At 60.1% G+C, this 25,498-nt stretch carries 18 protein-coding genes and 1 pseudogene; 2 read left to right on the plus strand and 17 right to left on the minus strand.

The annotated features are described in order from the left end of the window. Nucleotides 1-55: 55 nt before the first annotated feature. Nucleotides 56-1,154, minus strand: a pseudogene (locus QF043_RS17990) (tRNA-dihydrouridine synthase). Between the two features lie 102 nt (nucleotides 1,155-1,256). Here QF043_RS17990 and QF043_RS17995 point away from each other — a divergent pair. Next, nucleotides 1,257-2,132 carry a LysR family transcriptional regulator gene (locus tag QF043_RS17995; protein WP_307419609.1) on the plus strand — a complete coding sequence of 292 codons (876 nt, stop codon included), beginning with the start codon at nucleotides 1,257-1,259 and terminating at the stop codon, nucleotides 2,130-2,132. A 31-nt stretch (nucleotides 2,133-2,163) separates the two neighbouring features. Here QF043_RS17995 and QF043_RS18000 read toward each other — a convergent pair whose 3' ends face one another. Further along, the gene (locus tag QF043_RS18000) at nucleotides 2,164-2,412 is read right to left on the minus strand and encodes a CsbD family protein (protein ID WP_065931481.1); all 249 of its coding nucleotides are present in this window, start codon (nucleotides 2,410-2,412) and stop codon (nucleotides 2,164-2,166) included. 589 nt (nucleotides 2,413-3,001) lie between these two features. On the opposite strand from QF043_RS18000, the gene QF043_RS18005 reads away from it, so the two are divergent. Next, nucleotides 3,002-3,313, plus strand: coding sequence for a hypothetical protein (locus QF043_RS18005; RefSeq protein ID WP_307419610.1), 312 nt, complete (start codon nucleotides 3,002-3,004; stop codon nucleotides 3,311-3,313). A gap of 1,393 nt (nucleotides 3,314-4,706) precedes the next feature. Here the strand turns inward: QF043_RS18005 and QF043_RS18010 are convergent. From QF043_RS18010 to tssK, 15 genes are all read right to left on the minus strand, one after another. Next, nucleotides 4,707-5,831 (minus strand): OmpA family protein, encoded by a 1,125-nt coding sequence (locus tag QF043_RS18010; RefSeq protein WP_307419611.1) that lies wholly within the window; start codon nucleotides 5,829-5,831, stop codon nucleotides 4,707-4,709. 23 nt (nucleotides 5,832-5,854) lie between these two features. Continuing rightward, complete coding sequence (gene tssE, locus QF043_RS18015) at nucleotides 5,855-6,295, minus strand: type VI secretion system baseplate subunit TssE (RefSeq protein WP_307419613.1); 441 nt, start codon at nucleotides 6,293-6,295, stop codon at nucleotides 5,855-5,857. A 3-nt stretch (nucleotides 6,296-6,298) separates the two neighbouring features. Then, nucleotides 6,299-6,823: a type VI secretion system lipoprotein TssJ gene (tssJ, locus tag QF043_RS18020; protein WP_105524199.1), complete on the minus strand. Its 525-nt coding sequence runs from the start codon at nucleotides 6,821-6,823 to the stop codon at nucleotides 6,299-6,301. After that, nucleotides 6,804-7,901, minus strand: coding sequence for a type VI secretion system baseplate subunit TssG (gene tssG / locus QF043_RS18025; protein ID WP_307419614.1), 1,098 nt, complete (start codon nucleotides 7,899-7,901; stop codon nucleotides 6,804-6,806). Before tssG ends, tssJ begins: the two co-directional genes overlap by 20 nt. Further along, the gene (gene tssF, locus QF043_RS18030) at nucleotides 7,865-9,634 is read right to left on the minus strand and encodes a type VI secretion system baseplate subunit TssF (protein WP_307419615.1); all 1,770 of its coding nucleotides are present in this window, start codon (nucleotides 9,632-9,634) and stop codon (nucleotides 7,865-7,867) included. Before tssF ends, tssG begins: the two co-directional genes overlap by 37 nt. Nucleotides 9,635-9,658: 24 nt before the next feature. Further along, nucleotides 9,659-11,236: a type VI secretion system protein TssA gene (tssA, locus tag QF043_RS18035; protein ID WP_307419616.1), complete on the minus strand. Its 1,578-nt coding sequence runs from the start codon at nucleotides 11,234-11,236 to the stop codon at nucleotides 9,659-9,661. 76 nt (nucleotides 11,237-11,312) lie between these two features. Further along, entirely contained in the window at nucleotides 11,313-12,596 is a 1,284-nt protein-coding gene (locus tag QF043_RS18040) for a DUF6396 domain-containing protein (RefSeq protein WP_307419617.1), read from the minus strand. Continuing rightward, nucleotides 12,593-13,873, minus strand: a complete 1,281-nt coding sequence (locus tag QF043_RS18045) for a sel1 repeat family protein (RefSeq protein ID WP_307419618.1) — start codon at nucleotides 13,871-13,873, stop codon at nucleotides 12,593-12,595. Before QF043_RS18045 ends, QF043_RS18040 begins: the two co-directional genes overlap by 4 nt. After that, nucleotides 13,873-15,681, minus strand: coding sequence for a phosphatidylserine/phosphatidylglycerophosphate/cardiolipin synthase family protein (locus tag QF043_RS18050; RefSeq protein WP_307419619.1), 1,809 nt, complete (start codon nucleotides 15,679-15,681; stop codon nucleotides 13,873-13,875). The genes QF043_RS18045 and QF043_RS18050 overlap by 1 nt, the downstream gene beginning before the upstream one ends. Further along, nucleotides 15,678-18,389 (minus strand): type VI secretion system Vgr family protein, encoded by a 2,712-nt coding sequence (locus QF043_RS18055; protein ID WP_307419620.1) that lies wholly within the window; start codon nucleotides 18,387-18,389, stop codon nucleotides 15,678-15,680. The genes QF043_RS18050 and QF043_RS18055 overlap by 4 nt, the downstream gene beginning before the upstream one ends. A 2-nt stretch (nucleotides 18,390-18,391) precedes the next feature. After that, nucleotides 18,392-21,061 carry a type VI secretion system ATPase TssH gene (tssH, locus tag QF043_RS18060; protein WP_307419621.1) on the minus strand — a complete coding sequence of 890 codons (2,670 nt, stop codon included), beginning with the start codon at nucleotides 21,059-21,061 and terminating at the stop codon, nucleotides 18,392-18,394. A 154-nt stretch (nucleotides 21,062-21,215) separates the two neighbouring features. After that, nucleotides 21,216-21,707: an Hcp family type VI secretion system effector gene (locus QF043_RS18065; RefSeq protein WP_307419622.1), complete on the minus strand. Its 492-nt coding sequence runs from the start codon at nucleotides 21,705-21,707 to the stop codon at nucleotides 21,216-21,218. A 23-nt stretch (nucleotides 21,708-21,730) separates the two neighbouring features. Beyond that, entirely contained in the window at nucleotides 21,731-23,161 is a 1,431-nt protein-coding gene (locus QF043_RS18070) for an OmpA family protein (RefSeq protein WP_307419623.1), read from the minus strand. 295 nt (nucleotides 23,162-23,456) lie between these two features. Continuing rightward, nucleotides 23,457-24,140, minus strand: coding sequence for a type VI secretion system protein TssL, short form (tssL, locus tag QF043_RS18075; RefSeq protein ID WP_307419624.1), 684 nt, complete (start codon nucleotides 24,138-24,140; stop codon nucleotides 23,457-23,459). Beyond that, nucleotides 24,137-25,492: a type VI secretion system baseplate subunit TssK gene (gene tssK, locus QF043_RS18080; protein ID WP_307419625.1), complete on the minus strand. Its 1,356-nt coding sequence runs from the start codon at nucleotides 25,490-25,492 to the stop codon at nucleotides 24,137-24,139. The genes tssL and tssK overlap by 4 nt, the downstream gene beginning before the upstream one ends. Nucleotides 25,493-25,498: the final 6 nt, after the last annotated feature.

Consider the following 25,498-nt stretch of genomic DNA (forward strand, 5'->3'; position numbering starts at 1 on the left):
TCGGTTGGGATCTGCACAGCCAGAAAGCGTCGAACCGGACGGCTGAGGTCGGCGTTTAATTCAACTCGCGACCCTTGATATGGGCAAGCGGCGCCAGCAGCGATGGGTCGAAGGGGTCGAGCGCACGGCCATCGAGCAACCGTTGCAGCAGGTCAGGATTGGCCAAGGCAGCTTTGCCAACGGCGATAATATCTGCGCCCGCCTGCAGGGTTTGTTCAACGCTGGGCGAGTCCTGCACGCCGCCATTGGCGATCAACGCGACACCGGGCGCATAACGGCGAGCCAGCGTTACCAGGCTTGCCTCGTTACCGGGGAAGGCCGGCTGCCAGGCTCGATGCTCCGTCACATGGATGAAGTCGACACCCGCGTCAGCCAGGCTGCCGAAGATCACCTGCGCATCGCGCTTGCCACCCGCCCATTTGTGCTGAAAATCATTGACCTTACCCTGGGATATACGCACACCCACCGGCGATTGCCCCCACCACCCCTTTCACTGCGGCGATGACCTCAAGCGTCAGGTTCAAGCGCTGGCGAACATTACCGCCCCATCGATCTTCGCGTTGATTGGAGTCGTCGGTCATGAATTGATCCAGCAAATAGCCATTGGCGCCATGGATCTCGATACCGTCGAACCCCGCGATCTCAACAGCTCGTTTAGCCGCCTGGGCGAACCCTTCAATGGCATCCGCAATGTTTTCATCGCTCATCGCCTGCGGGACCCTATAAGCACCCTCGCCGTGATAGAACTTCATCTGCTCACCTTTCGGGCGAATGGCCGAAGGCCCGGCAGACTGCTCGACAAAACGGTTGGCCTGGCTCAATGCGCCGGCATGCATGATCTGTGCGATGGCAGCGCTTTCATGGCGATGAATCGCCTCGACCACTGCGCCCCAGGCCAACGCCTGTTCGTTGTCGGTGATACCGGGCTGATTCAGGTAGCCCTGGGCATACTGCCGATCGGTGTAGATCCCTTCCGTGATGATCAAGCCAAAACCGCCACGGGCAAAACGTTCGTAATATCGCGCCATTGCAGGCGTGGCATTGCCGCTCTCACTCGCACTGACGCGTGTCATGGGTGCAAGCGCCATGCGATTTTTCAGTTTAAGAGCGCCCATATCGAATGGAGTTACACTGCGCAGGTTTAGTGCTGTCATGATTTTCCCTCACTTATTCGCCAGCCATGACGATAAGCGCGGCAATAGTCCATTAGAAGCGCACACGTGCAATAAGGCGCCTTAACGGAAACGGTTATAACCATGCAAATTCCCGAGATAGAGGTGTTCGCCAACGTCGCCATCAGCGGCAGCTTGTCCGAGGCCGCGCGACGGCTTGGGGTGTCGGCGATGACCGTCTCACGACGCCTGGCGGCCCTGGAAAAAGACCTGGGTGTGCGCCTGGTACACCGCACTACGCGCTCCGTCGCACTCACGCCGGAAGGCGAAATGTACCTGCCTTACGCAAAGACCATGCTCGAGGCGAACGAAGCGGCACGTGCCACGTTGAAATCCAGCACAGGCAGTGCCAGCGGCACATTGAGGGTCACCGCGCCCAGCGTCTTTGGCCAAACCGTTATCATGCCGCTGCTGCCAGCGCTGCTGGCTGACAACCCAACCCTCAAGGTCGACCTGACATTATCGGACAGCATCATCGACATCGCCGGGCTCGGCATTGATGTGGCCATCCGCATCGCCACGTTGCGCGACTCAACATTGGTGGCGACCCACCTGGCACCCAACCCGCGCGTCGTCTGCGCAAGCCCGACTTACCTGGCGCAATGGGGCACACCGGCAGTGCTGGATGACCTCAACCATCATCAGTGCATCGCGTTGCACGGCATGCCCTACTGGCCGTTCACCAAAAACGGTGACGCTGTCACTCATCGCGCTCACGGCAGTTTCTCAGCCAACAGCGTCGAGGCGGTGCGCACGGCGAGCAAGCAGAACTTGGGCCTGGCGATGTTGACATACTGGGACATCAGAAACGAACTTGCCGAAGGCTCCCTGGCCCTTGTCACATTGGCGGATGCGGTACCCGAGCAACTTTCCATCACTGCGGTGCTTCCGACACGTCAGCATGTTCCGCGCAGAGTGCGCGTGTTCGTTGAGCACCTGGAACAAGCGCTCAACCGATGAAAGGAGCCGCGACAGCATCGCGGCGTATGACTCAGCGGCGCAGGAGACGGTCCAGCACCAGCAGCGCGACTGCACCGATTGCAAGCGCAGCAACGGGTTTCTCTTTTACGAACGTAGACACGCTGTCCAGTGCGTCGCCGTAACTCTGGGTGAGCTGACCAGCAACCTGCCGACCCGCACCTTCAGCTTCCAGCCTCGAATCACCGAACAATTTCCCAACGGCGCCCTGGGCTTTGCCGGCAAGTTTTTCTGCAACACCTTCGACTTGTTCACTCTTCATAATTCACCACACCTTAGCGCGTAATAGGTAGATAACTCAGGTCGACCTGAGCCAGGGCAATCTGCACAGCGTTAGGGGGATGGGCATTATGATTAGTTCAAAATTGATGAGGTTCCGAATCTGCGCGCACTGCGCCTACTTTGCGCATAAGCGGAACAAGATGCCGAAGCATCTATTCAGTAAATCGAAGGCGAAAAAAAGCCACTCGTTAGAGTGGCTTTTTCTTTGTGTTTGGAGCGGAAAACGAGACGATCAAACCCACTTTATCTCCTTGAAACGTCTTCTTTTTTCGTTAAAAAAACGGCGTCTCGATGGGCTAATTTTGTACCGCTTCGCGGCCGCTGGCAATTCCTCTCGTCAGCCCTGTCTGCGGCGGGTTTCAGTCAGGTCCGAGAGGGCTGTGCGGGGTCACCGACAGCGGATTCTGAAAAAGTCGCTTGGGATGAAAAAGTGCGGCGGCCGCCCTGCCAAGGCCAAGCGTACGCCCCGGATCAGGCTGTAGGAAATCCATGGCGCCCCGCGATCATTGCCTGCTCAGTGCTTCCCTCAGAAGGCAGGGATCACGCGGCAGCACACGGGGCGATCAGGGATGACAATCGGCGCACGTACCCTGTACTACGGCAGCGGCCACCTGCACCAGCTCAACCTCAATGGCCGGGTGATCTGCGGTTTCGAGCGCGACGCGCTGCACGAGGAAGTGCCGCGCACCCAAGGCGCCCTGCACAATCACACTTCTATCCAGCCGGCCTTGAAAGATCGCTCCTACACCTTCTCCAAACACTTCCGACGGCCCCCTCTGAAATACCCAACAGTCACGAAAAATGACGAGCCCTTTTCTACAATAAACGTTATGTATTCAGTTGTTCTGGGCAAGAAGCCCACGTTTCCATTCATCTCATGAAGAACTTGGATCATGCTAAATACCTCACTTTTCCCCTCATTACGTACCGCCATCGGTACAGCCCTGCGGCCCCGACAACTCAATCGAGAAGAAGAGCGCCTGGTCCACTACTACCGTTGCTTGTCGGAACAAGATCGTGAAGCAGTGCGCTGCCTGATGTTTGCGGTCAGGGAAACCAGCGAGGTGAACACCCTCACCCATAAAAAGTGACACCGGCATGGGTCAGCGAACGATGAAGTACCTGCAGGTTAGACATCTAGCCGGCAGCCTGTCGCCAACACCCTCGCGATGGATTTCCCTACCCAACCGGAGCATGCCTGCCGCCCTCATAGGCAACGCCATTACGCGCGTGATTGTGACCGAGACCTTGCCGTCGAAACGTTCTGCCTTGCTAGAGTACCAAGCCCCATCGCCGTGGAGGATCTGCATCTCCCCATGCCCGCCTTCGTCACCCTCCAGCCCCGATTTCCCTTCGGCGGCCTGACCTTCTCCCGCTGTGTGGAAGCCCTGATCCGACTGGATTTGCTCGACCCGCTGCCCTAGTACGTCGGCACATTTGCGGCGACTGGGGCGATGCGCGCGCGATCACTTTATCTCTAGACTTGTTTGCACCGGATCACCTGGACTCCAGCGGTTGTACGCGCAAACAAAAAAAGACGCCGAAGCGTCTATTCCTTAAATCCCATTGTTCCATGCGCTGCTTCAGAGCGCCAATAAGGTTCTGCAAGCGAACTCGCCCGCGAACCGTCCAGGTTCACTGATTGCCTATCGCCACGGTCTGACGCCAATGCACACGCGGAGCGTGCCACAACACATGGCTCCTGTCGCTACTGAGCGGCCCTACACCACCGAAGCCACTTCTGTTCCAGTTGTCAGCCATGTCCGAGATGCCCGTACGGCATCGCCGACAGCGGCTTCTGAAAAACACGCGGATGGCGAGAAAGGCCGGGCGACGGTCGGTCAAATGCGTTATCTAGTGGCCACTACCGGCGCGCTCGGCCAAGACCTGCGCACAGCACAGGTACGCACCGGCCTCACCATTGAAGCTCAAAAGGAACCCCACCATGTCGATCATGATTCATCCCCCCGTCAACCCCACTCCCTGCAGCAGCACCCGAGGTGCTCTGCAACTGACCCGCGACGAGGTAAGGGTGCTGCAGTACTATCGCGCGCTGCCGGACGATGATCGCGAGGCAGTGCGCTGCTTGCTCAATGCACTGCTGGTGCCTCAGTCGCAATTGACCAGCAAGACGACTCCATCCGCAACTGGCGATGCCCGTGCAAGGGGTAAGTCAGGACAACGTGCCCCTGCCACAGTCAGGCTATAGCCAAGACCTATTGCACCGTGAAAGGAACGGAACTCGCCTTGCAGGTGAACACTTGCGCCGGCCCTTTATGATTGACCATTCTCCCCCGCCAAGGCGGTCTGCTCACAGGCACCTACCTGCGGCACCAACTGAATATCCACACGCCGATTAGCGGTACGCCCAGCCTCGGTCCCATTGCTGGCGATGGGCTGATTGGCCGCCAAGCCCTGCACCGCAAAACAACTGTCGGCGATGTCGCCCATCTGCTGCATCCAGTCGCGCACAGCTGAGGCGCGGGCGTGGGACAGGGCCAGGTTTTGCTCTGTAGCTCCGGTCGCATCGGTGTGCCCGGCGATCACGATCAGCCAGCCCGGTTGGGCTTTGATACCGACCAGGGCATTGATCAGTACTTTGGTCGAGCCTGGTTTGAGGATTGCGCTGCCGGCATCGAACAGCGACAGGCTATCCAATCGCACGGGTTCGGGCATGAGGGGTGGAGGGGCTTGATTTGTCAGCCATGTCCGCCAACCGAGTCCTGCGAGCAAGGCGATAATCAGCATCCCGGCAAACAGCCACAAGGCCAGACGCCGCCTGCGTGGCTCCACGTCAGGGGGCGGCAGGATCACCACAGGTGTCACCAATGTGGGCGTCATCACCCTGACAGGTGCCAGCACCCTTTCACTCGATGCGTAGCTCTGTTCAAGGCGTTGGATCAGGCTGCCCACCTGGTGGCGCAGAGCCTGCAACATCAGCAGAGGATTAGCGCCCTGAGGAAGTAAACGCGCATGCAAACGTGCCAGCTCGGTGTCCAGTTGAGAGAGCGCCGGGACACTGTGGGCAGTCATCGCCATGCTGCGCATCAGCGGTTGCAGTTGATCGAACAACCACCCCAGCAGATCCAGGCGCACCGACGCCATCGGCGGCCACAGGCGTGCCCACTCGCGGCTCAGGGCTTCCAGCAACACCACGCCTTGGGTGATGCCCTCCAGCCCATAACGCTGACCGCGTGCCAAGGTGTAAAAACAGGCGGTTTGAAGATCGGCGCCATTGTGTTGGAACAGCGTCAGGCAGCTTTGCTCCACCTTGGCCCAGTCCACATCCGGGCAGGCAGGATGGCTGAGCTTGGCCAATTCCTCACGCAATACCGTAAATTCACTGAAGCCGCGCGGATCACCGCCGACTCGAATACGCATCTCAAACAACGCCGTCATCGGGCTTCCCTTCCGTTATAGGTTCAAGGCTTGGTCAGGTAATGCTGTCGCTTCAAGTGGCGTACCAGCACTTTGCCTTCGGGCGCCAGCGTGGTGCCAAAGCTCACGTGCTGCCCATCTTTGAGTTGCGCATCCAACGCATACTCCAGGTGCCCCGGCAGCGTCTGGGGCTGCAGTTCGATGGCGACCGCCGCCAGACGCGGTTCGTACTTGAGCAAGGTGGCGGTCATGGTGCCGATCAAGCCATGGGCTGTGGCAGGCACCCCCTGCAGGATCAGGCCCATGTCCGGTAGCCCGTAATCGGGCAGATGGCTGAGCGCACCGGCGCGGCTGTTGAGGATGCGCTGCAGGTTGTCCAGCACCGACAGGGCGTGCTGGTCCTCCTCGCTGACGCGATGCAAGTCCAACTCACCGTCGAAATTTTGCAGCAGCATTTCGTACAGCGAGGGGTTGTACTCGGTCATGGTTCAGTCCTTGGCCAAGGGCCGCAGAGTCAAGCGGTTATCCCCCAGCTCGATGACCCGCGCCCGATCCGGGTCCAGATCATCGCGGGTCAACGTCAGGCGCCAGGTGTTCAATTGGGTATCGGGGCTGCGAAACAACGCCACCACCGTGACGAACTGCGCGTCCTTATCCATCGGTACGTTCAACTGTGCGCCCTCTTCGGGTTTCACCACCACCGAGCGTTTGTCCAATAACGCGCTTGCCAGCAGTTGATTGTCATCGCCCAGCAGCCCGTCATAGGTCGCCTGCTCTACCGCTTTGCTGTCGCGCAGTTGGTACACCCGCACCAAGGTCGGCACCGACAAGGCGCTCATGTCCGTGGCGGCGGTGTTGAGTGCCGTGCGTGCACTGAAATCCAGATGCAGGGTTTTCACCTGCTTGTAGAAGATCGCCTTGGCGGTGGAGGCCGTGCCATCCGCGACGGTCTGGGCCAGACCACACCCGCCGAGCGCCGCGAACATCACCAGACTAAAAAGGGTACGCAACATGCTGTGTTTCCCTGTTGTGGGGATTAATCGAAAGGCCTTGGTAGCGGCCCAGGTTGATCGTGAGCGTGTCGTGCTCTGCCGCCTGCCAGGCATCGCTGCCCAAGCCCAGCACACCGGTCATGCCGAGCCGAATGGGAGCGTGCCCCAGCATCGGCAGCGGCAGGCTGTGCACCGGAAGTGACAACTGCAATTTGGCCGTGCAGCGCCACCCCAGGTACACCCGTAGTAGCACCAGCAGGTCGCTATGCAGTTGCCCACCCGGTAACCAGCCCTCGGCTTCCTGCGTATCTTCTGTATGCAGCGTCAGGCGCAGTTGGCTGTTGGCATCAAAGCCGGCGCTGCCCAATGGCGTCCCCTGGGACAAGCTCACTGGACGTTGGCGGGAAAGGCTGGCCGGCTGTCCCAGCGCAATTTTCAGCGGCCAATGCGGGGTCACCTGTGCCTGGGTGTTGGGGGCCAGCAACTTGACCAGCGCGGTGATGCCCTCAGCATTGCGCGTGGGCAGGCGCATCACACTGAGCAGGGCCAGAAAGCGCGAGACCGGCGTGGCGATCTGCTGGGCGGTGCCGGGAATCCCTAAGCCGATCAGGCCCAACAGGCATTGCGAAGTGGCATCGATGCCGCCTGCTTCGAACGTCGCCGGGTAGGAGTACTTGCGCCAGATCCGGTAGAACTGGGTGAAGATCCGGTGGTTGAAAATATCCAGGAAGGCTTCCAACGCTTCATGCCCTTCCCGGCGCTGCGCGATGTCATCCAGAAACACCGTCGGCATCGGCGAGTCGACCCCATACAACCCGAGCAAACGCGTGCGTATCGTCGCCGGCCGTTCCGGATGAGCATCATCGGTTTCAATCGCCTTCAACTCGCTGGCCGGAAAGCCCATGCCCGGATCGGGCCGAAAGCGCACAGCGTCATCGGCCGGGTGCGCGGTACTACCCAGGGGCGGATGACCGGGCAAAGCCTGTTCCAGCAACTGGCAAAAACGGTACAGGTTGGCCTCGGCCACCTGGTCCTGCAGGGCATCGAGCAGACCGCCGGCTTTCAGCCGGGAATTCGCTGACTGTGGTTCTCGTTCCATCGCAGGCACTTTCCAGTAGGTTGCAGGATCAGCGTGAGCTGGGTGTACAAATGAATGTCGGCATACAAGGCGAAGAAGCGATTGAGCATCTCGCCGAACAGGCTGATGTCGCCCTCCCCTGAGAAGCCATTGGCATCCAGGGTGATTTCGATATCCACCCCGCGCAGCAGAAAGCCTTTCTCGAAACGCTGCACCAAATGATGTTTGACCTCGACAATCGCCGCCAGACGACGGCGATTCAGTTCGCTGCCGGTCCAGTCGTATAGCGCCAAGGTGCCGCGCAGCACCTCGGCGTTGTCGAGCATCGGCAGGAAGTTCGAGCCCAGGTGACTGAGCACCCGCCAGTGAAAGCGGTCGCGGTTCGGCGGGTAGCACGGCAAGCTCGGCGCACACAGGTTGCGCACGCGCAAACCGGACTGGGTGGACTGCACCACCGTATCGAGCAAAGTGCTTTGCAGCGCCTTGCGCGGCAACTGGCCGTGGGTGCCGGTCAAGCGCAAGGACAAGCTTTCACGCTCGCGCAGGCGGTCCTTGTCGAAGCCCTCGCCGCCCAGAATCAGCCAGGTGTCATGCAGGCCATTCGCTGCGCGCTTCAGGCGTGTATGAAAGTAGCGTTCCGGGGCCTCGTCGCGCAGCATGCCGCCCTTGTGGCGAAAGCTGGTGAACGGCACGTAGTCCTGGCGTTCGGCGTTCCTCGACGCGGTGACCCGGTCCACCGAATAGATCTCCGTATGGCCGTCCTGCAAGCGCATGGGACGCAGGAGATAGTCGGTTTGCAAGGGCGCCAAGGTCAGCGGGTCGGCCTCCAGCGCAAACAAATTAATCACCGGTACCGCGTGCAGGCGGATGTGTTCGCTGTTCAAATCGAAGTTGGCCGGCCAAGGTTCACGCAACACCACTTCAAGCTCGAACCAGGCGGTACCGGGTGCAATCTTCAACTGCTCCAAGCCACACAAGGTCACGAACATGAATTTTTCACGGAAGCTGAAATACTCCAACAACAGCTGGTAACCGCTGAAGGCGCTGTCACCCTTGGGCCAAAGCCGGTCTTCATCGGCAAATCCCTTGGGCACAAAATGCGCGGTCAGTGGCTGGCGTTCGGTTTGGCCGGGCCAGCGCACATACATCGCTTGCGCATTCAGGGTCAGCGCCTGATGCAACGCACTGGCCAGCGGCGCATCGGCATTCAGGTAAAGCGGCAAACGGCTGAGATCGATCAGGCTCCAGTCCGTCAACGCCCCACAGGCAAAGCGCAGGCGCAACACTGAGCGACCATCCATTTCATGACCGCGCCCCACCGATTCCAACGCCAGCGGCCGCAGGGTCACGTCTTGGGTGGTGGTGTAACGGCAACGGGTGCGTTGCGGGCCGATGGGTTGCGACAGCACCTCAAAGCCCTGGGCGATCAACTCGCTGCGCTTCATCTGCGCCAGTTCAGGTGCCAATTCGACCACCGACAGGGATGGAATGGTGCGCAGGTAATGCGGCCACAACAGGCTGACCAGCCCCTCGGTCAACTCCGGCAGGTCATCGTCGAGCTTTTCCCGCAGGCGGCCCATCAGGAAGGCGAAGCCCTCGAACAGGCGCTCCACATAGGGATCCTGTGCGCCCGGTTTGTCCAAGTTGAGCTGCGCGGCCCGATCCGGGAACGCGTCCGCGAACTCCTTGCCGGCCTCACGCAGGTAGCGCATTTCGGCATCGAAATAGCGCAGTGTTAGATTGTCCATGCTCACAGAAAGAATCCTGATGTAGGAGGGTTAGCCGCAAAGCACTGCGGCGCGTACCGGATCAATGGCTACCAGCGCCGCCAGCAAGGTTTCCATGCGCCGCGCCAGGGTGGGTTTGTCGGCGTCATTGCGCTGGGCTTTGACCCGCAGCAGCTTGAGCAGGCGTGCCTTGACCTCGAAATTCAGCTCGGGCTCCCACTCGGCCAAGGCCTGGCGTTGCGCCGTGGCGTCCAGCTCCGCCAACAGATGGATGGCCAGGTCGCTCTTGCTGTACTGCTCGGCCACCCGCGCCATCAACAGGCGCAGCAACCAGCGTTGGCGCCCGGTGTGGATACCGGGACGTGCGGCCAGCCAGGCCAGTGCCTGATCCACGCCGTCGCTGTCAGCCTGGGCCACGGCCTCGCCTTCCAGGGACAGGATGTCGGTATCGCCAGTGGCCGGTGCCGCCGAGGGTACGGGTAACCATTGCTGGGGCTGGTTGCCGCTGACGTGCTGGGCAATCCACTCGCGGGTGGTCTCATCAGCGAAGGGGCTACCGTCGCTCCAGCACAGCACTTCCAGGCCCGGCAGGCGCTCAAGGAACATGCCCAGGTCACGCTTGGCGATATCGGCCCAGCGATCCTGCGGCGCGGGCTGCTTGCTCAGGGCCTGATACAGGTACCACTGCAAGTCCAGCCAGAAATGGTTCACCCCCTCGGCATAAATCCGCTCGACCTGCTCGATCAATTCCGACCAATTCTGTTGCAGATACAAACGTTTGAGCTGAGCCCGGTAGTCACTGCGCGGTGGTGTCAGGCGCGTGTTGTTGTTCGTATCTTGCGGTGGGGCCTGGTGCACCGTGTCCCAACGCAAGCTCTTCATCAGGCGGTGGGCCGCCAGCCAGCCCAAAGGTTGGTCACGCAGGTACCCCGCCAAGGCCCGGCCGCTGTCCAATAGATCACGCCCGGACTTGATCTGCGGCGCTGGCGCCTGTGCCGTCGCTTCATGGCTGGCAGTATTTTGCGGCACCAAGGCGTCCATGCCCCCGGACTGCGCCAATCTCGCGGACAGGGCGGCATACAGGGGTTCCAAATTTGGACGCTGCTCCTGCGGCCACGCACCCAGCCCGCGCTCCAGCCAGGCGAGTGCTGCGGCAGTGCGCTCGGCCTCGGCCTTGACCACTTCCGGGTACAGCGACAGCGTGTCCAGCACCTTGCCGCCGGCCAACCATTCCAGGGCCATCTTGCGGCTGTTGGGGCGGATGGGCAGCACCGCGTCGGCAAAGCGTTCCACCAGCGCGGCCAGCAGGCTGAGGCCATCGGCCAGGCCGACTTCACCGTCCTTGTGTAAGCGTGCCCACAGGTAATAGGTGGCGACACGCAGGTCCTTGCAGCTGTGGATCAGCAGCTTTTCCGCCAGTTGGGCCACCTGCTCGGCATCGGCGCCGGAGAGCTTGTTGACCTCTTCGCGCATGCGCTGGAAGTCATCGTCGTAGCCGGGGTCTTCGCCGACGGGGGAGTCGGTGCTGATGGGTTGTAGCCAGGGTTGCCATTGGGCGACCTGTTCGCGGGCGACGGACAATGCGTCGCGCTCGCCGAGGCAGCGGGCGATCAAAGTGCGCAGGCTCATTCAGGCCTTCCATTTTCCGTGCCTATCAGGAGCGCCGACCAATCGAGGGGCAATCCGACAATCAGATACCTACACGTCATCCGAGCAGCCTCCACTCAACAATTTCATCCTCGACCGTCGTGATGTCGGCGCGCAGGAAGCGGCGATGGTGACGCTCGACGCTTTGCATCGGTAGGATTTCGCCCTCTTCAAAATGGCGGATTGTGCCGTCCTGCAAGCTGGCTTGCGATACGTCGGTGAGGCGTGAGGCTTGCCAGTAGCCCGTATGCGGGCAGGCCTGGCCGCTTTGGCAGGTCGGTGCGGGGCTACTGGCCTTGATGAATGCGGGTGAGCCCGGCATGGGTTTGCCGGTGGCCGGTTCAAGCAGCTTGGCTTGGGCCAGTTTGTTGATCAATGCTTCGGTTGGTTTTGGCGGCGCTACATTGGCGAGGCGTGCTTCCAGCCATTGCAGCTTGCCGTCCCATGGTGGCAATTTGGCTGGGGGCAAGGGGAGGATTTCGTTGATCTCGGGGACTTTGGGATCGGCGTAGGAATAGTTCGCAAGAATCCGCCATATTTGTTTGTAGCGGTCGGCGCGCACCAAATCAGGCTCTAGCTCCAAGTAGTCAACTTGATTGTCCGGACTAGGGCCACGGAAAGAATCTGATAGACGCCCAGCAGCATTTTCATCGCCCGAAGCTACGGCCATCTGCAACACCTCAACAGCCTCACTATATTTCTTGTCATCCCGAAGATACATGGAGAGCATGACGGCAGCCTCACTCTGCCCTTGCGAAGCAGCGCATTGACGCATCTGCCGTGCGATATTCGGCGCTATATCAATTGGCGCTAACTTGTCGCCAATATAGGCTTGAGCATTAGCATTACCCTCATCGGCCGCCTTGCGGAAGTAGCGTAACGCCATCTCCGGATCCTTCTGCAATCCCGCTGAGCCCTGCTTAAGGTAGATGCCGACGAAGTAGTAACCCGTGGCGACTCCGGCATCGATCAGTTCCTGACTTAGTCGTAGATGCTCCTCTCCCCGCAGTTTGAAGTGGCCACGCAAGGCACCATTCTGCAGGTTGATATTGGCCTTGTGATGACCGTTCTCAGCAGCGATGCGATACAACCGCTCAATCTCCGCATCGACGGTTTTGTCCTGTTTGAGCTGGTTATTTTTCTGCAGCCAACGAGCGTACTGGAACACTTCGTCGGTCTCGGCGGATGACGCGGGAATTGTTTCATGCACACAGGTAAAAGCCAGCTTGGCATTGACCTCAGGGAGTGGCACCAAAGCCGATTCTTCCGGGCGCACAGCATTAGCCTGGCAGCCCAACAGCATCCCACCCAACAGGCCGACAATCAGATACCTACACTTCATCCGAGCAGCCTCCACTCAACAATTTCATCCTCGACCGTCGTGATGTCGGCGCGCAGGAAACGGCGATGGTGACGTTCGACACTTTGCAATGGCAGGATTTCGCCCTCTTCGAAATGGCGGATTGTGCCGCCCTGCAAACTGGCTTGCGATGCATCAGTCAGGCGTGAGGCTTGCCAGTAGCCGGTATGCGGGCAGGCCTGGCCGCTTTGGCAGGTCGGTGCGGGGCTGCTGGCCTTGATGAATGCGGGTGAGCCCGGCATGGGTTTGCCAGTGACCGGTTCAAGCAGCTTGGCTCGGGCGAGTTCGTTGATCAGTGCTTCGGTTGGCTTTGGTGGCGCTACATTGGCCAGGCGGGCTTCCAGCCATTGCAGCTTGCCGTCCCATGGCGGCAGTTTGGCCGGGGGCAAGGGGACGATGTCGTTGATCTCGGGGACCTTTGGGTCAGCGTAGGAATATCTTGCAAGCACACGCCAGATTTTCTCGTAACGCTCAGCACGTTCAAGGTCCTCCGGTTGACCGAGGTAATACAGTTCATCTGTGGGTTGTGCACGGAACCCCTTTGAAAGATGGGATGCTGAGTTGCTGTTGCCAGCAACCACCCCTAATTGGAATGACTCTAAAGCGTCCTGATACTCCCCTTCATCTTGAAAATAAACAGCCAGAGCAACGGCTGCTTTTCCATCACCCTGCTCGGCAGCGCAGCGATACATCTGAAGCGCAATCTTTGGGGCAATATCGATAGGCTCGAGTTTTTCGCCAACATAGTACTGAGCTTGGGCATTGCCCTGGTCAGCCGCTTTTCGGAAGTAGCGCAATGACATGGCTACATCTTGGTTAAGTCCGACTGAGCCATTTTTCAGGAAGAGACCGACAAAGTAGTACCCCGTCGCAACATCCACATCAATCAATTGCTGGCTCAGGCGTAAATGCTCCTCGCCGCTGAGCGTGAAATCACCTCGCATGGAACCATTCTGCAGATTGATATTGGCTTTGAAATGGCCATTCTCTGCAGCGATGCGATATAGGCGTGCGATCTCGGCATTGACAGTTTTATCCTGCTTCAACTGGTTGTTTTTTTGTAACCAGCGAGCGTACTGGAACAGCACATCAGCCTCAGAAGGCGGCGCGGGAATATTTTCATGAATGCAGTTGAAAGCTAGGTTGGCCTTAATCTCATTAAGCGGATTCACACTAGGGTCCTTGTTCAAAAAAGTGGAGGCACCACTGGTTTCACAGGCCGCGAGCAGCAGCGTTGACAACAAGAGGATTCGCCGCATCAATCGAGATCCTTGAGGGTGGCTTCACCGTAATAAAATTCAACGAGAGAAGCGTAAGGTGCCTTCTTCGATTTTTGGCGTTTCTTGTTTCTATTCATGATGTCCTGCCAGGCATCGAACGCCTCCTCCGGGTCATCCTGTGCGCCTCTTTTATCCGTATGCAGATCCCACAACCGCCTCCGCAACGCCTGCGTCACACTCATCCACTCATGGGCAATATTCAGCTCACTGTCCACCTGCATGCTGCGGGTGTTGATATTGGCCGAGCCATGGGTGGTGAATACGTCGTTGATGATCATCAGCTTGGAGTGGATGTACACCGGCACCCAGTCCTTACCGGCTGGCGAGTCAGGTGCCACCAGCGAGCAAACATGCACCTTCAGACCGGCCACCGGAGTCGGGCTAATCGGGAGTTCCGTGATCTTCTTGATTTGCTCATCAAGCTCGCTTTGCCATTGGTCAAGCTCCCGCTTCCCGACATGGTCACGCGGCTCCGGTCGGGGCCGTGGCGGAGCGTCTTTTTTTACCTGCTTGATACGCCGCAACTTGGTCACTTCGGGGATGGTGTCTTCACGCCCCAGGCTTTCGAGCATACGCTGGGTGTTCACGGTGCCAGCCCCCATGCCGTCGTTGGTGGCGTTGGTAATCACAAACAGATGCAAGGCGCCATGCAAGCCAGGGTCGCGACCTTCGGCCGTCTGAACGAGAGCAGCCTGTTTGATGGCTTCAGCCAAGGGCGGCCAGCGGAAGTACTGGTTTTCGATATAGATGAATTGGGTCGCGTTGTTGACCGCCTGCAGGTGAAGCGTTTCGATATCGCGCTTGCCTGCTTGCGCCTGGGTGCGTAGCAACTGGGCGACCAAGGGCGTACCGCTGTCGAACGCCAGTTGTGGGGCTACCTGCTTGGCCTGTCGGCTCTGCAACAGGTCCTCGCCGGTTTCCTTGCGCCAGGCGCTCGCGAAGTTGTGGTGCAGGTGTTCCAGGATTGGCCCGGTGACTCGGCTGGAAATATCCTGCCGTGGCAGGACACCACGAGGGCCGAGATTGGGGGCGGGCTTGGTGTGTTTTTCCCGGAACAAGGCGGAATGCGCATCGGTGTCCCAGTATTCGTCCAGCATATTGTGGCCCATGACAAAGCCCACGGCGCGGTCCGCCAGCTCGTAGTCGACCAGCACGCTCTTTTGGTGATGAGTAGCAGCCCACTTCAAAAAGATTCGTGTTTTTGCACTGACTTCCGGATCAAGGCTGCCGCTCTTCACCTGCCGGGCGATTTCAGCTCTTTCTCGCATGCTGAACCCTCGGCTGACAAACACGGGGAGTGAGCCCATGCCTCGCTGAGCGGCCTTGCGGTCAGCAACCGCGCAGTCGGCAAACCACTGGAGGTCTTCGCGATATTGCGCCCTGGTGGAGCTTTGCAACTTGCGATCTCTGATTCGGATAAACCCCTTGCCCGGTAGATTGCCCTCACCCGCCATGCCCGCAGAATTGAGCGGCATTTCCCAACCCAGCACGCGCACACGAACACCTTTTTCACGGGCGATTGTCTTGAGCAACGTACCAATGCTGGGCGCTATGCCGTCGCGAATAAAGTACATCGATGGCTGGAACCCCCAGCAGATGATATCGACGGACTTCTTAGCCTGGGCTATGGCCAAATGCACAGCCCTAAAGGCTTCTTCACCGTTCACCAAAGGGTGATACGTCGCGGCCACAGGGTGGTATTCGGTGTCGCAGACAAACCACGGCGAGGTACAGGAGGCCTCTTGTGTATGCTGCAGGGCAACTGGCACAACGATATCTTGGGTCATTGGCTGTTCCTTTGCGTGTCACTGAGCCCATCCAGCATCGCGGCATACACTGCGCGATGATCCGTATGCGCTGAGGGCATACTCACTTCGGTATCGGTCTGGGAGGGGTGGTTGTGAATGCCGCGATTGGCGAGCAAGGCCTGTTCAGCATTGCGGTACTCAGTGGGCACGGGAATGTTGAAGTTCACACCGTTGGCCATCGTCAGCCGGTAACCCTGCGTCACCACTTGATGATCAATCAGCAACTGCCCGGACGTATCCATGACTCCTTGCTGGAGCAAAGCGCCATCGGCATAGAGCTTGTACGGCATGCCCGCCCAGCCGTGGCTTGAGGCATTCGGCGCTTGCGGAACATTGAGTCGCAAGGCTTGCTTGGCCAACTGCTTCGGATAGTCCGGATGAGTAGCCTTCATACTGGCGGGACCGGGGCGGTCAACGCTCGCGGACTTGATCAGGTAGTCCCCTTCTGTACCCGACTCGATGGCGTTCTGGTCGAGACTGATATAGCTGCCGCCGGCATTGAGGGTGATTTTCTTTTTCGCGACGATGCGGATTTCATCCTCGGTACTGGTGATCTCCAATCCTTGCCTTGCGTTGGCTTCCAGCTTGTCGTTCTGCGCCTGGATGCTTACCGCGCCCTGGTTGGCGATCAGCTTGATGCCCAGCTTGCGCACAAACACGCTCAGCCCCTGCCCCACGCCCATGAACAGGCGCTTGACCACGCTGATATCGGCTTGCCCGCCGGCGTTGAGCATCAGGTTGTGCTCAGCGGCTAGTTGCAGATGCTGGCCGCTGGTCAATGCAATGCCCTGTGGGGCGCTCAGCAGCAGTACCGCCGATTTGAGCTGTTCCAGGTTTTGCTGCAGCAGGTTCAGTTGCGCCTGCACATCCGCCGGATCGGCTTGGCTGGCTTCGGCATCCACGGAGAGGGCCTGCAACTGCTCACCGGCCTGCTGCAACCGGCCCACGGCGGCGGTCATCTCCAGCATCGGCCCCTGCGCGCGGCGCTGGGCGTCGGCACTGATAAACAGGCCTTTGCCGCCACGGATCGCGGCATGCCCATCGGTACGCAATTCCGCGCCCTCCCCTCGGGGTTGGCGCTCGGCATCGACCAGATGGCCGAGGTTGAGCTGGCTCTTGCCGCTGTGTTCCGTACTGAGCTTGATGTGCTCCTGCCCGCGGTTATCGTCCATGCGCAGTTTGTTGTTGGCGGGGGTGCGCAGCACGTTGCGCTTGTCGTTGCGCAGGGTAACGTGGTCCACATGCTGGCTGTCGTGAAGGGCATGGGCGATGTAGGGGCGGTCCGGGTCGCCCTGCTCGAAAGCGATGGCTACCTCGGTGCCTGCAATCAGCGGTAAATGCAGGCCATGGGTGTCGCCGGCGTAGGGCCGGGCCAGACGTAGCCAGGCGCTTTCTTCACCGGCTTTCCAGCTGTCGCGATCGAACAGGAAATTCACCCGGTAGCGCCCTTCCAGGTCAATATGCGCGTAGGGGTCGTTGGCCTGCGGGCTGGTGACGCGGGCCGGGACGGTGCCGGCGATTTGTGGTTTTTCCTTCAGTTCGGGGCGAAAGCACACAGTTTCTGAATAGGGCATGGCCTGGAAGGTGGCCTCAAAGCTTTGGTCGCGGGCGGCCTTGGTGGTCAGCCCGGTGATCACTGCGCCGGGCGTGAAGGCCTGGGGAGCGCCGCCGGAGACCTTGAGCACCTGCCCCGGCGCAAGAGTGGCGCTGCTGCTGATGCCGCTGAGCTGGGTCTGCCCATTCAGGTAGCGTTCGTGGCGCAGACGGGCGTAGAAGTAGCCGCTTTCGCCTTCCAGGTCTTCGTCCTGGGACTGCGCATCGCCGAGTACACAGTAGGGTTCGGCGTAGTGGTAGGCCTCGCCATAGGTGGTGGTCGCGCCCCGGCTCTGGTCGATTTCACCGCTCAGGTGCGCGCTGGCATCGCGGTGCTGGTAGGCGCGGAAATGCACCTGCTGCTCGACCACCTGGTGCTGCGATTGCAGCTGCCATACCGCATCCTGCCCGCTGCTGCCCAGCCCGGATTGCGGGCGAAGGGGCAGCTCGATGTCGAACTGGTAGAGGCGTTGATCGTCGCAGAACTCGACCACATCGATGCCCAGACGCTCGTCGCTGGTGAAGCGGTACCAGATGCCGACCTCGGCCAGCAGGCGGGCGATAAAGGCCAGGTCGCTTTCGCCGTATTGCATGACCTGTTCGCGCTTGGGATATTCACGCTTCAGGCTGAACAGGAAATCCTGACCTTCCAAGCCATGGCGGCCGCGCAGAATGCTTTCGACGATCTCCGGCACTGATTGGTGCTGGTAGATGCGAAACTGCTGGCCGCGACCGAGCAGGGCCAGGCGCGGCTGCAGGGTGATCGCATAAGTAGCCTGGTCGTTGGAGCCGGACTGGCGCTTGAAACCGGTGACCACGCCATGCAGGGTGCGCAGCGGTTTGACCTCCGGTGCGCTGAGCCCGGCGACCGGCAGCTTTTGCGGTGCGGCGTGCAGGCTGAAACTGGCCTCCTGGCCGAGCATACTTTCCGCTGCCAGATCACGCTCGGTGCTGGTGAATTCCACGCGATAGCTGAACGGCTGGCTCAGGTGTTCTTGGCCCTCAAAGGCCAGAACATCGAGCCGAGCCCCGACATTGCGCACATTCAGGGTATGCCGACTGTGGTCGAAAAAGTTTTGCAATTCGCTGGACATGCTCACACCTCCAGGGCGACGGGCTGAGCCGTGTCTTGAACATCAGTGAACTGCAGGCTGATGCCTTCATCGTCGCTGTAGCCGAGGCGCACGCCGTGGGTACGTTGCTGCGCCGCGCGGCGCTCCAGCAACTGTTGACTGAGTACCGGCAGGATCTGCTCGTTGAGCAGACTGTCGATATTGCGTGCACCTGAATCGGGCAGCAGGCAGGCGGCAACCAGTGCGTCATTCAGGGCGTTGTCAATCTGGCACGCCAGGCCGTAATGGCGCTCCAGGCGCTTGGCAACCTGGGCCAGTTTGATCGCCACGATGCGCTTGAGTGCATCGGCTTGCAGCGGGCGGTAGATCAGGGTTTGAAAGCGTGCCAGCAGCGCGGGTTGAAAGTGTTCGCGCAGGATGGGGCGCAGCAGTTCATGCAGCACGCTGTCCGGCGCATCCGGCTGTTCATGCACACAGGTTTGCAGCAGGTCGCTGCCGAGGTTGGAGGTCATGAGAATGACGGTGTTGCGAAAGTCGATTTCGCGCCCTTCACCGTCGCGCATAAAACCGCGATCGAAGACCTGGTAGAACACATTCAGTACGTCGCGATGGGCCTTTTCTACCTCGTCGAGCAGCACGACGCTGTAGGGGCGTTGGCGCACGGCTTCGGTGAGCACACCGCCCTGGCCGTAACCGACATAGCCGGGTGGTGAGCCTTTGAGTTGGCTGACGGTGTGGGCTTCCTGGTACTCGGAAAAGTTGAGGGTGATCAGCGATTTTTCGCCACCGAACAGGCTGTCGGCCAGGGCCAGGGCGGTTTCGGTTTTGCCCACGCCGCTGGTGCCGACCAGCAGGAACACGCCCAGCGGCGCCTTGTCATCGGTGAGGCCGGTCTTGGCTGCGCGTAGGCGCTGGGCCATGGCGCTCAGGGCGGGCGCCTGTCCGATGACACGCTCACCCAGTTGCTGCTCCAACATCAGCAAGTTGGCCTGTTCGTCCTTGAGCAAACTGCCCAGGGGCACCCCGGTCCAATCGGCAATGACTTCGGCCACGCTACGTGCGTCGACATCCAGCGACAGGAGCGGCTGGTTGCCTTGGACATCGCTCAACTGCCGCTGCAACTGCGCGCAGGTCTCCCGCTGCTGCGGCTGCGTTTGACGCGCATCGATCAGTTGCTGGGTCAGGTCAAGTTCTTTCCGGTATTGCTGCTCCAGATCGATGTATTGGCGCTGCAGCTCGGCGTGTTGTGCGGCGATCACCGCCAGACGCTCATCGGCGCCGTGCCCGCCGAGACGCTGATCCTGTTCCAGCGCCTGGCCCTCCAACTCCAGGGCCACTTGCCGGGCACTCAGGTGGATCAATGCCTGCGGTTCGCAGTCCAGGCTCATACGCACCCTGGCGCTGGCGGTGTCCAGTAGGTCGACGGCTTTGTCCGGCAGTTGGCGACCGGTCAGGTAGCGCCGCGACAGGCTGACCGCAGCCTGCACGGCCGCATCCTGAATGTGCACGCCATGGTGGGCGGCGTAGCGCCCTTTGAGGCCGCGCAACATCAGGCTGGCGCTGGCATCATCCGGCTCATCGACCTTGACCATCTGAAAACGCCTTTCCAGGGCCGCGTCGCGCTCAAAATACTGTTTGTACTCGCTCCAGGTGGTCGCGGCGATGGTGCGCAACTCGCCACGGGCCAAGGCGGGCTTGAGCAGGTTGGCTGCATCGGCGCCCCCAGCCTGGTTGCCGGCGCCGATCAGGGTGTGGGCTTCGTCAATGAACAACAGTACCGGCTGTTCGGACTGTTGCACGGCGTCGATCACGTTTTTCAGACGTTGTTCAAACTCGCCTTTGACGCCTGCGCCCGCTTGCAATAACCCCAAGTCAAGGGTGCGTACACTGACCGATTTGAGACTGTCCGGCACCCTGCCATGGGCGATGCTCAACGCCAGGCCTTCGACCAATGCCGTTTTGCCAACCCCCGGCTCGCCCACCAGAAGTGGATTGTTCTTGCGCCGACGGCTGAGGATATCAACGACCTGGCGGATTTCGTCGTCACGGCCAAACACCGGGTCGATCTGCCCTTGCGCTGCCTTGGCAGTGAGGTCATGGGTGAACCTGTCCAGCACCGCCTGCAACGCCTCCACTTTTTTCGTTGCGCTGGGTGGGAATATGACGGGCTCATCTGAAGACGTTGCGGAGCTGTCCGACGCGGCAGAAGCCTGCACCTCGGGCCGCTCCTCGGACGATTGATCCAACAACACCAAGAGACGCTGCAACTGAGCCTCGCTGAGACTGAGCAAAGGCCAGGCGGCTTCACACACCAGCAAGCTGGGTGTTTCCATCAACGCGCTCAGCAGGTGCACAGAACGCAGGCTGTCGTTGTTGTCGTCCAGCGAGGCCCGCAACCAGGCGTTTTTGATCAGTTGCTGCAACGGCTCCGACAGCTGCGGCTTGCTCTGTACGCTTCGTGGCAGACGGTCGATATGCTCCAGCAGCCCGTACCAAAGCGTCTCCATATTCCATTCGTAACGACGCGCGATCACGGTCAAATCACCGTCCCCCTGCCCCAGCAACTTGAGCAGCCAGTGTTCAATGGTGATCTGCGCATGCGCCCGGTTTTGGCACAGCGAGGCCGCTGCACTCAATGCCTGGGCGCAGTAGGGGTTGAGGCGGCGAAGCAAGCGAGTGGAATTGGGTGCCATACGGTTACATCCTTGTTCGGGGAGCTGGGTGTGTCGTCAATAAAACCGGCCGTGGAATTGCAATTCGATGTGTTTGGCTGAACGCCCGCGAACGGACGCTCAACCCAGCACCCCGGGAGCAGCAGGTGAAAAGCCACCGACTGCTCCACACGCATCAGGCGCTCTGACGTTCATTCCACGAGTCGGAGTGGATGATGTTGCCGTCCTTGTAGGTCCAGGTGACCTTCTCGTAACGTAACTCGACCTGCTCCAGGTGGTTGTGCTTCTCTTTGCTTGGGTCTTTGACGTCGTGCATTTTCGACGCGACTTTAACCACCTTGACGTTTTCCAGCGTGGTGATGAAGTACTCGACTTCCTCCCCGGCGTCGTCAATGCGATACCACTTGAACTCAGCACTCTTGAGGGTTTGTCCGGTGGTCACCGCCTTGTAAAGGTATGGGCTGGACGCATCGATTTCCTTGGTAAATAGAAACGGCGTATGTATCCGGGTACCGGTCAACTTGCCGGTGTTGTTGTCGGTGGGGATGTACAGGCTGTGGTCTTGGGCCACCACTTCGATGCTGCCTTCGCGCTTTTGCACATCCACCGAACCCTTGATGTTTGCGCCACCGTCGTCTTGCAGCCAGAGATAAATGGGAATTGCCATGTGAAGCTCCTTTTCTCGGAAATTTAACTGTCGCGGGATGCGACTGGGGGTTGCCTGTCCGGCCCGGCGGTAGAGAGCGCACACGCCCCTGCCTCTGGTACCAGACGGATATCGACGCGGCGATTGGCTGCACGCCCCGCCTCGGTGTCGTTACGGGCGATCGGTTGGCTGGCGCCAAAGCCCTGCACGGCAAAACAGCTGTCGGGAATGCCACCCATCTGCTGCATCCAGGCATGCACGGCCGCGGCGCGGGCGTGGGATAGGCGAAGGTTGTTCTGCGGATCGCCGGTGGCGTCGGTATGCCCGGCGATCACAATTAGCCAGCCGGGCTGCGCCTTGATGTCGACCAGCGCATTGATCAGGATCTTCGTCGAGCCCGGCTTGAGTTGGGCGCTGCCGGTGGCGAACAGCGACAGACTGTCCAGCCGCACCGGCTTGGCAATGCGCAAGGGAGCCGCAGTCGACGCAGGTTCAACATGAGCGGCCAGTACTGCCAGCAGCGGCGCGCGCAGGCGTTCGCCGCGATACAGGCCCAAGCCGAATGCCGGGGGCACGCCGTGACGGTAATAATCGTCCAGGCGCTGGGCGTCCTGACGAAGAATGGTCACAGCCTCTTCACGCCAAAGGAATTCTTTTTGTTCCCGCTGGGTCGGCTGGGGAATGGCCGCATAACGCCGTATATCATCGGTAACCTGGCGCACTAACAAGGTGTTCTGCCAAGCAGAACTGGCGAGCGCGATGACACTCGCGACAGCGAGTAACCACAGCGCAGCGATGCTTGCGCGGTGTACCGGGGAACGCGACGAGCCGCACGGGAGCAGGCTGAGCAAAGCGTCCGGGAACGGTAAGACCACATCCGTCACTGCCGACCTGTTGTCAGCCAGAGCCACTCTGCTGCGCAACCATTGCTGCCACAGATTGCCCTCAGCGGCGGAGGGCAAAGCCGGTACCAACCTGACCGCACAAACCGTCGCCAACCCTGGGGAGCGGCGCGTGGCAAGGTACGGCAGCACTGCGTCGTGCAACCACGCCACGACACTGTTCAGTTGTACACCGGTATGCATCCGCGCCGATTGTACGGACGAGTCGGCGGTATGCTGTTGCCACTCATCCAACCTGACGCAAGCACCCGCATCACGCACGAATGCGTCGGCTTGATCATTGTCCCAACTGAACCAAGGCTCCTCGCCGTGCAACGTTTGCAGGTAGCTCACCAGCAATAACGGCAGGGCAATGCCGCGTTTACGTACCAGAGACAATTGGTGGCTGAAGGCCCGCACCTGACCGGCAAGTACAGCACGGTCACTGTGCGCACTGGGGTTAACGGTGAACATCACACTGAGTTGCGCGCGCCAGCTTGGGCGTAGTTCCAGGATCCCATCGGTGACGGCCAGCAGTTGTTCCAGGCTTGGAACACGGACATAGCAACCTTGTTCGGTTACGCGCAGGGCCATCTGTTCGACTGGAACCCTGTCGAATAATCCATCCAGGCTATCACCGCAGACCAGCACGACAGGATGACGAAATGCTGCCGCAGGCAGGATCCTGTTATCGGCCAATGAAACCAATCCACGGTGTTGAACTGCACGACGCCCCAACAGTACCCACGCCCACGCAACACAACCCACTGTGATCAATACACCCAACGCTCGCGCCCACAGGTCGAGTGGCATGATGACCAGCAAAGCGAAGGTCAGAGCGCCTGCCCACAGGCAAAGGACTCGATGCAGGTTCAAGGTCATCTCGCCTTCACCCCTGATCCGGCAAGAGCGAGGCAACAGCATCGCTCAACAGATGATCCAATCCCCACCATGTGGCCGTAAGCAACATCCCCACGGCCACTACATGGACCAGAGGTGAGCGCAGCCAAGCCAGACCTGCGATCAGCTCACTGCCGTGCACCTGGGTTATCAGGCTTTGACTGACCCGGAGTGGCGTGATCCGTGCACTGAGGTCAAGCAGTAACTGCTCCCGCTCGGGATCACTCACATCAAGGTAGCGCCCACGAAAACCCAACATCAGTACTCGTTGAAAGGCCGTCAGCACATGCCGATCGGGCGCAGGCTCGCGTAAGACGTCGCGCATATCCTCGTACAGAAACTCGCCCGCCTGATGGCGATTGAAGAACTTGGTCTGCAATGGTTCGCTGGCCCAAGAGGCGTGCGCGTCACCGTCGGCGCAAGTGAGGACGGTTTCATCGAGCAACGCGCATTGCGCATGGCTGATGTGATCGATGCTGCGCTGGCTCAGGCCCGCCGCTTTCAACTGCTGCCGAACGTGTTCAACCTGCTCAACACACAGTTGCGACAGGTCCTGGCTGCGCGGCACGGAGGCGCCCTGGCGCAACTCGACCACCAACAGGTAGGTGTCCTGCAACAGCGCATCGATGTCCACAGCCGCTGCTGTGCGTTCTTTGGAAGCCGTCAGGTTCATGAGCGCAGTACCGCAAACAGTTCAAGCTTCACATCGGCCAAGGTGCTGGGCACGTAGAACGCACAGACCCCTTCGTCCAACACCGCCTGCCCCTTGGAATGATCCAGGTCCAGCGCGAAATACTGGTTTTCCAGACGCAATGGAATCGCCGCCGGCACATGACTGAGGGATTGCAGGGGAACGCCGTCGAGTGCGGCGTTGACCAGGTAATTGACCTCGTCGGGCGTGCCGACTTTGCACAGGCGTGGGAACTGGTCCTGCAACTGCGCGGCGGGCAACCGGCAACGCACCGACAGATAAAAATCAGCACCCTCGCGCTCGCGCAAGCGCGGGTCATTCAGCGTGACCTGCCAGCGATTGGCGCTCTGTTCTTCCAGTTCCAAGGCAATCACCCGCGACGGCAGGCTGGCTTCCAGCAACAGAGAAATGGTGTGCATCAATGGCGGGAAAACTGCCTCTAAAGACTCGTGCCGGTAGGCTGGAATCTTGTCGATATCGTGCTCCAATGAGAACGTCAGCAGACTGCCAGCCAGCTTTATTAGCTGCTGATACACCTGCTCGGGGTGCCGTGCGGGAAACGCCTGAAGGTCCGCCAATACCGGCTGATAGGTATTCAAGGCATTGAGCAACCAGAACAGCGATACATCGGCCACGGCAAAATCGGCCATGCGCTGATTGCTTTCGCGGCGCATGCCCATCAGCCGTTGCCGCTTGGCCGATAATTGCGTCAACAGGTTGTCCAACTGGCTCACCAACCCCGCATGCGCAGCGAAGCTCAGCAGCGGAGGTACATAGGCTGGGTCGAGGCTCCAGGCGCCCTGCCCGTCACGCACTAGACGCGCAATCGGGCAGGTCAGGTAATCGGCATTGTCATCGTGATGCAGACGCAGGCTCAGTGCGTGCTCCATCACACCGATTGACTGAACCTCATCCGCATAGATGTCCTGAACCTCGCGCCATACCTGGCGGTAGCGCATCGGTCGATCAGCCCTACCACCCTCAAACAGGCAGTTGTTGCCGTTGGCCTGCTCCAGCGGCAAGGCCAAGTGCAACAACGCTTGCTGATCGTCGTCAGCCAAGAGCTGAGCCAGCTCCAAGGCGGGAGGCAGGCGGTCCACCCGCTCAGTGTCAATCCACGTGCCATCCGGCATTCGCACACGCAGTTGAGTCACCTTGAGTTTGCCCAGCCGCAAAGCCTCCGGGTCAAACTCAACAACCTGGACACCCCAAGGATGGGCCAAGGTCAGACGAGCGAGCTGCTCGTTGGCCCAGGCCTCCCAGCGCGCCTGCTGCTGGAATTGCTGCGGGCACAGCAACGCCCCGGCAGCCCATAGAGGGCGATCGATCTTCATGGCATC

Origin of the sequence: Pseudomonas sp. W3I7 (assembly GCF_030816095.1) — a bacterium.
Taxonomy (GTDB): domain Bacteria; phylum Pseudomonadota; class Gammaproteobacteria; order Pseudomonadales; family Pseudomonadaceae; genus Aquipseudomonas; species Aquipseudomonas salomonii.

Coding starts and splice junctions, on each gene's coding strand:
- QF043_RS17995 (WP_307419609.1), top strand. CDS start 1,257: ATGCAAATTCCCGAGATAGAGGTGTTCGCCAACGTCGCCATCAGCGGC.
- QF043_RS18000 (WP_065931481.1), bottom strand. CDS start 2,412: ATGAAGAGTGAACAAGTCGAAGGTGTTGCAGAAAAACTTGCCGGCAAA.
- QF043_RS18005 (WP_307419610.1), top strand. CDS start 3,002: ATGACAATCGGCGCACGTACCCTGTACTACGGCAGCGGCCACCTGCAC.
- QF043_RS18010 (WP_307419611.1), bottom strand. CDS start 5,831: ATGACGGCGTTGTTTGAGATGCGTATTCGAGTCGGCGGTGATCCGCGC.
- tssE (WP_307419613.1), bottom strand. CDS start 6,295: ATGACCGAGTACAACCCCTCGCTGTACGAAATGCTGCTGCAAAATTTC.
- tssJ (WP_105524199.1), bottom strand. CDS start 6,823: ATGTTGCGTACCCTTTTTAGTCTGGTGATGTTCGCGGCGCTCGGCGGG.
- tssG (WP_307419614.1), bottom strand. CDS start 7,901: ATGGAACGAGAACCACAGTCAGCGAATTCCCGGCTGAAAGCCGGCGGT.
- tssA (WP_307419616.1), bottom strand. CDS start 11,236: ATGAGCCTGCGCACTTTGATCGCCCGCTGCCTCGGCGAGCGCGACGCA.
- QF043_RS18040 (WP_307419617.1), bottom strand. CDS start 12,596: ATGAAGTGTAGGTATCTGATTGTCGGCCTGTTGGGTGGGATGCTGTTG.
- QF043_RS18045 (WP_307419618.1), bottom strand. CDS start 13,873: ATGCGGCGAATCCTCTTGTTGTCAACGCTGCTGCTCGCGGCCTGTGAA.
- QF043_RS18050 (WP_307419619.1), bottom strand. CDS start 15,681: ATGACCCAAGATATCGTTGTGCCAGTTGCCCTGCAGCATACACAAGAG.
- QF043_RS18055 (WP_307419620.1), bottom strand. CDS start 18,389: ATGTCCAGCGAATTGCAAAACTTTTTCGACCACAGTCGGCATACCCTG.
- tssH (WP_307419621.1), bottom strand. CDS start 21,061: ATGGCACCCAATTCCACTCGCTTGCTTCGCCGCCTCAACCCCTACTGC.
- QF043_RS18065 (WP_307419622.1), bottom strand. CDS start 21,707: ATGGCAATTCCCATTTATCTCTGGCTGCAAGACGACGGTGGCGCAAAC.
- QF043_RS18070 (WP_307419623.1), bottom strand. CDS start 23,161: ATGGCCCTGCGCGTAACCGAACAAGGTTGCTATGTCCGTGTTCCAAGC.
- tssL (WP_307419624.1), bottom strand. CDS start 24,140: ATGAACCTGACGGCTTCCAAAGAACGCACAGCAGCGGCTGTGGACATC.
- tssK (WP_307419625.1), bottom strand. CDS start 25,492: ATGAAGATCGATCGCCCTCTATGGGCTGCCGGGGCGTTGCTGTGCCCG.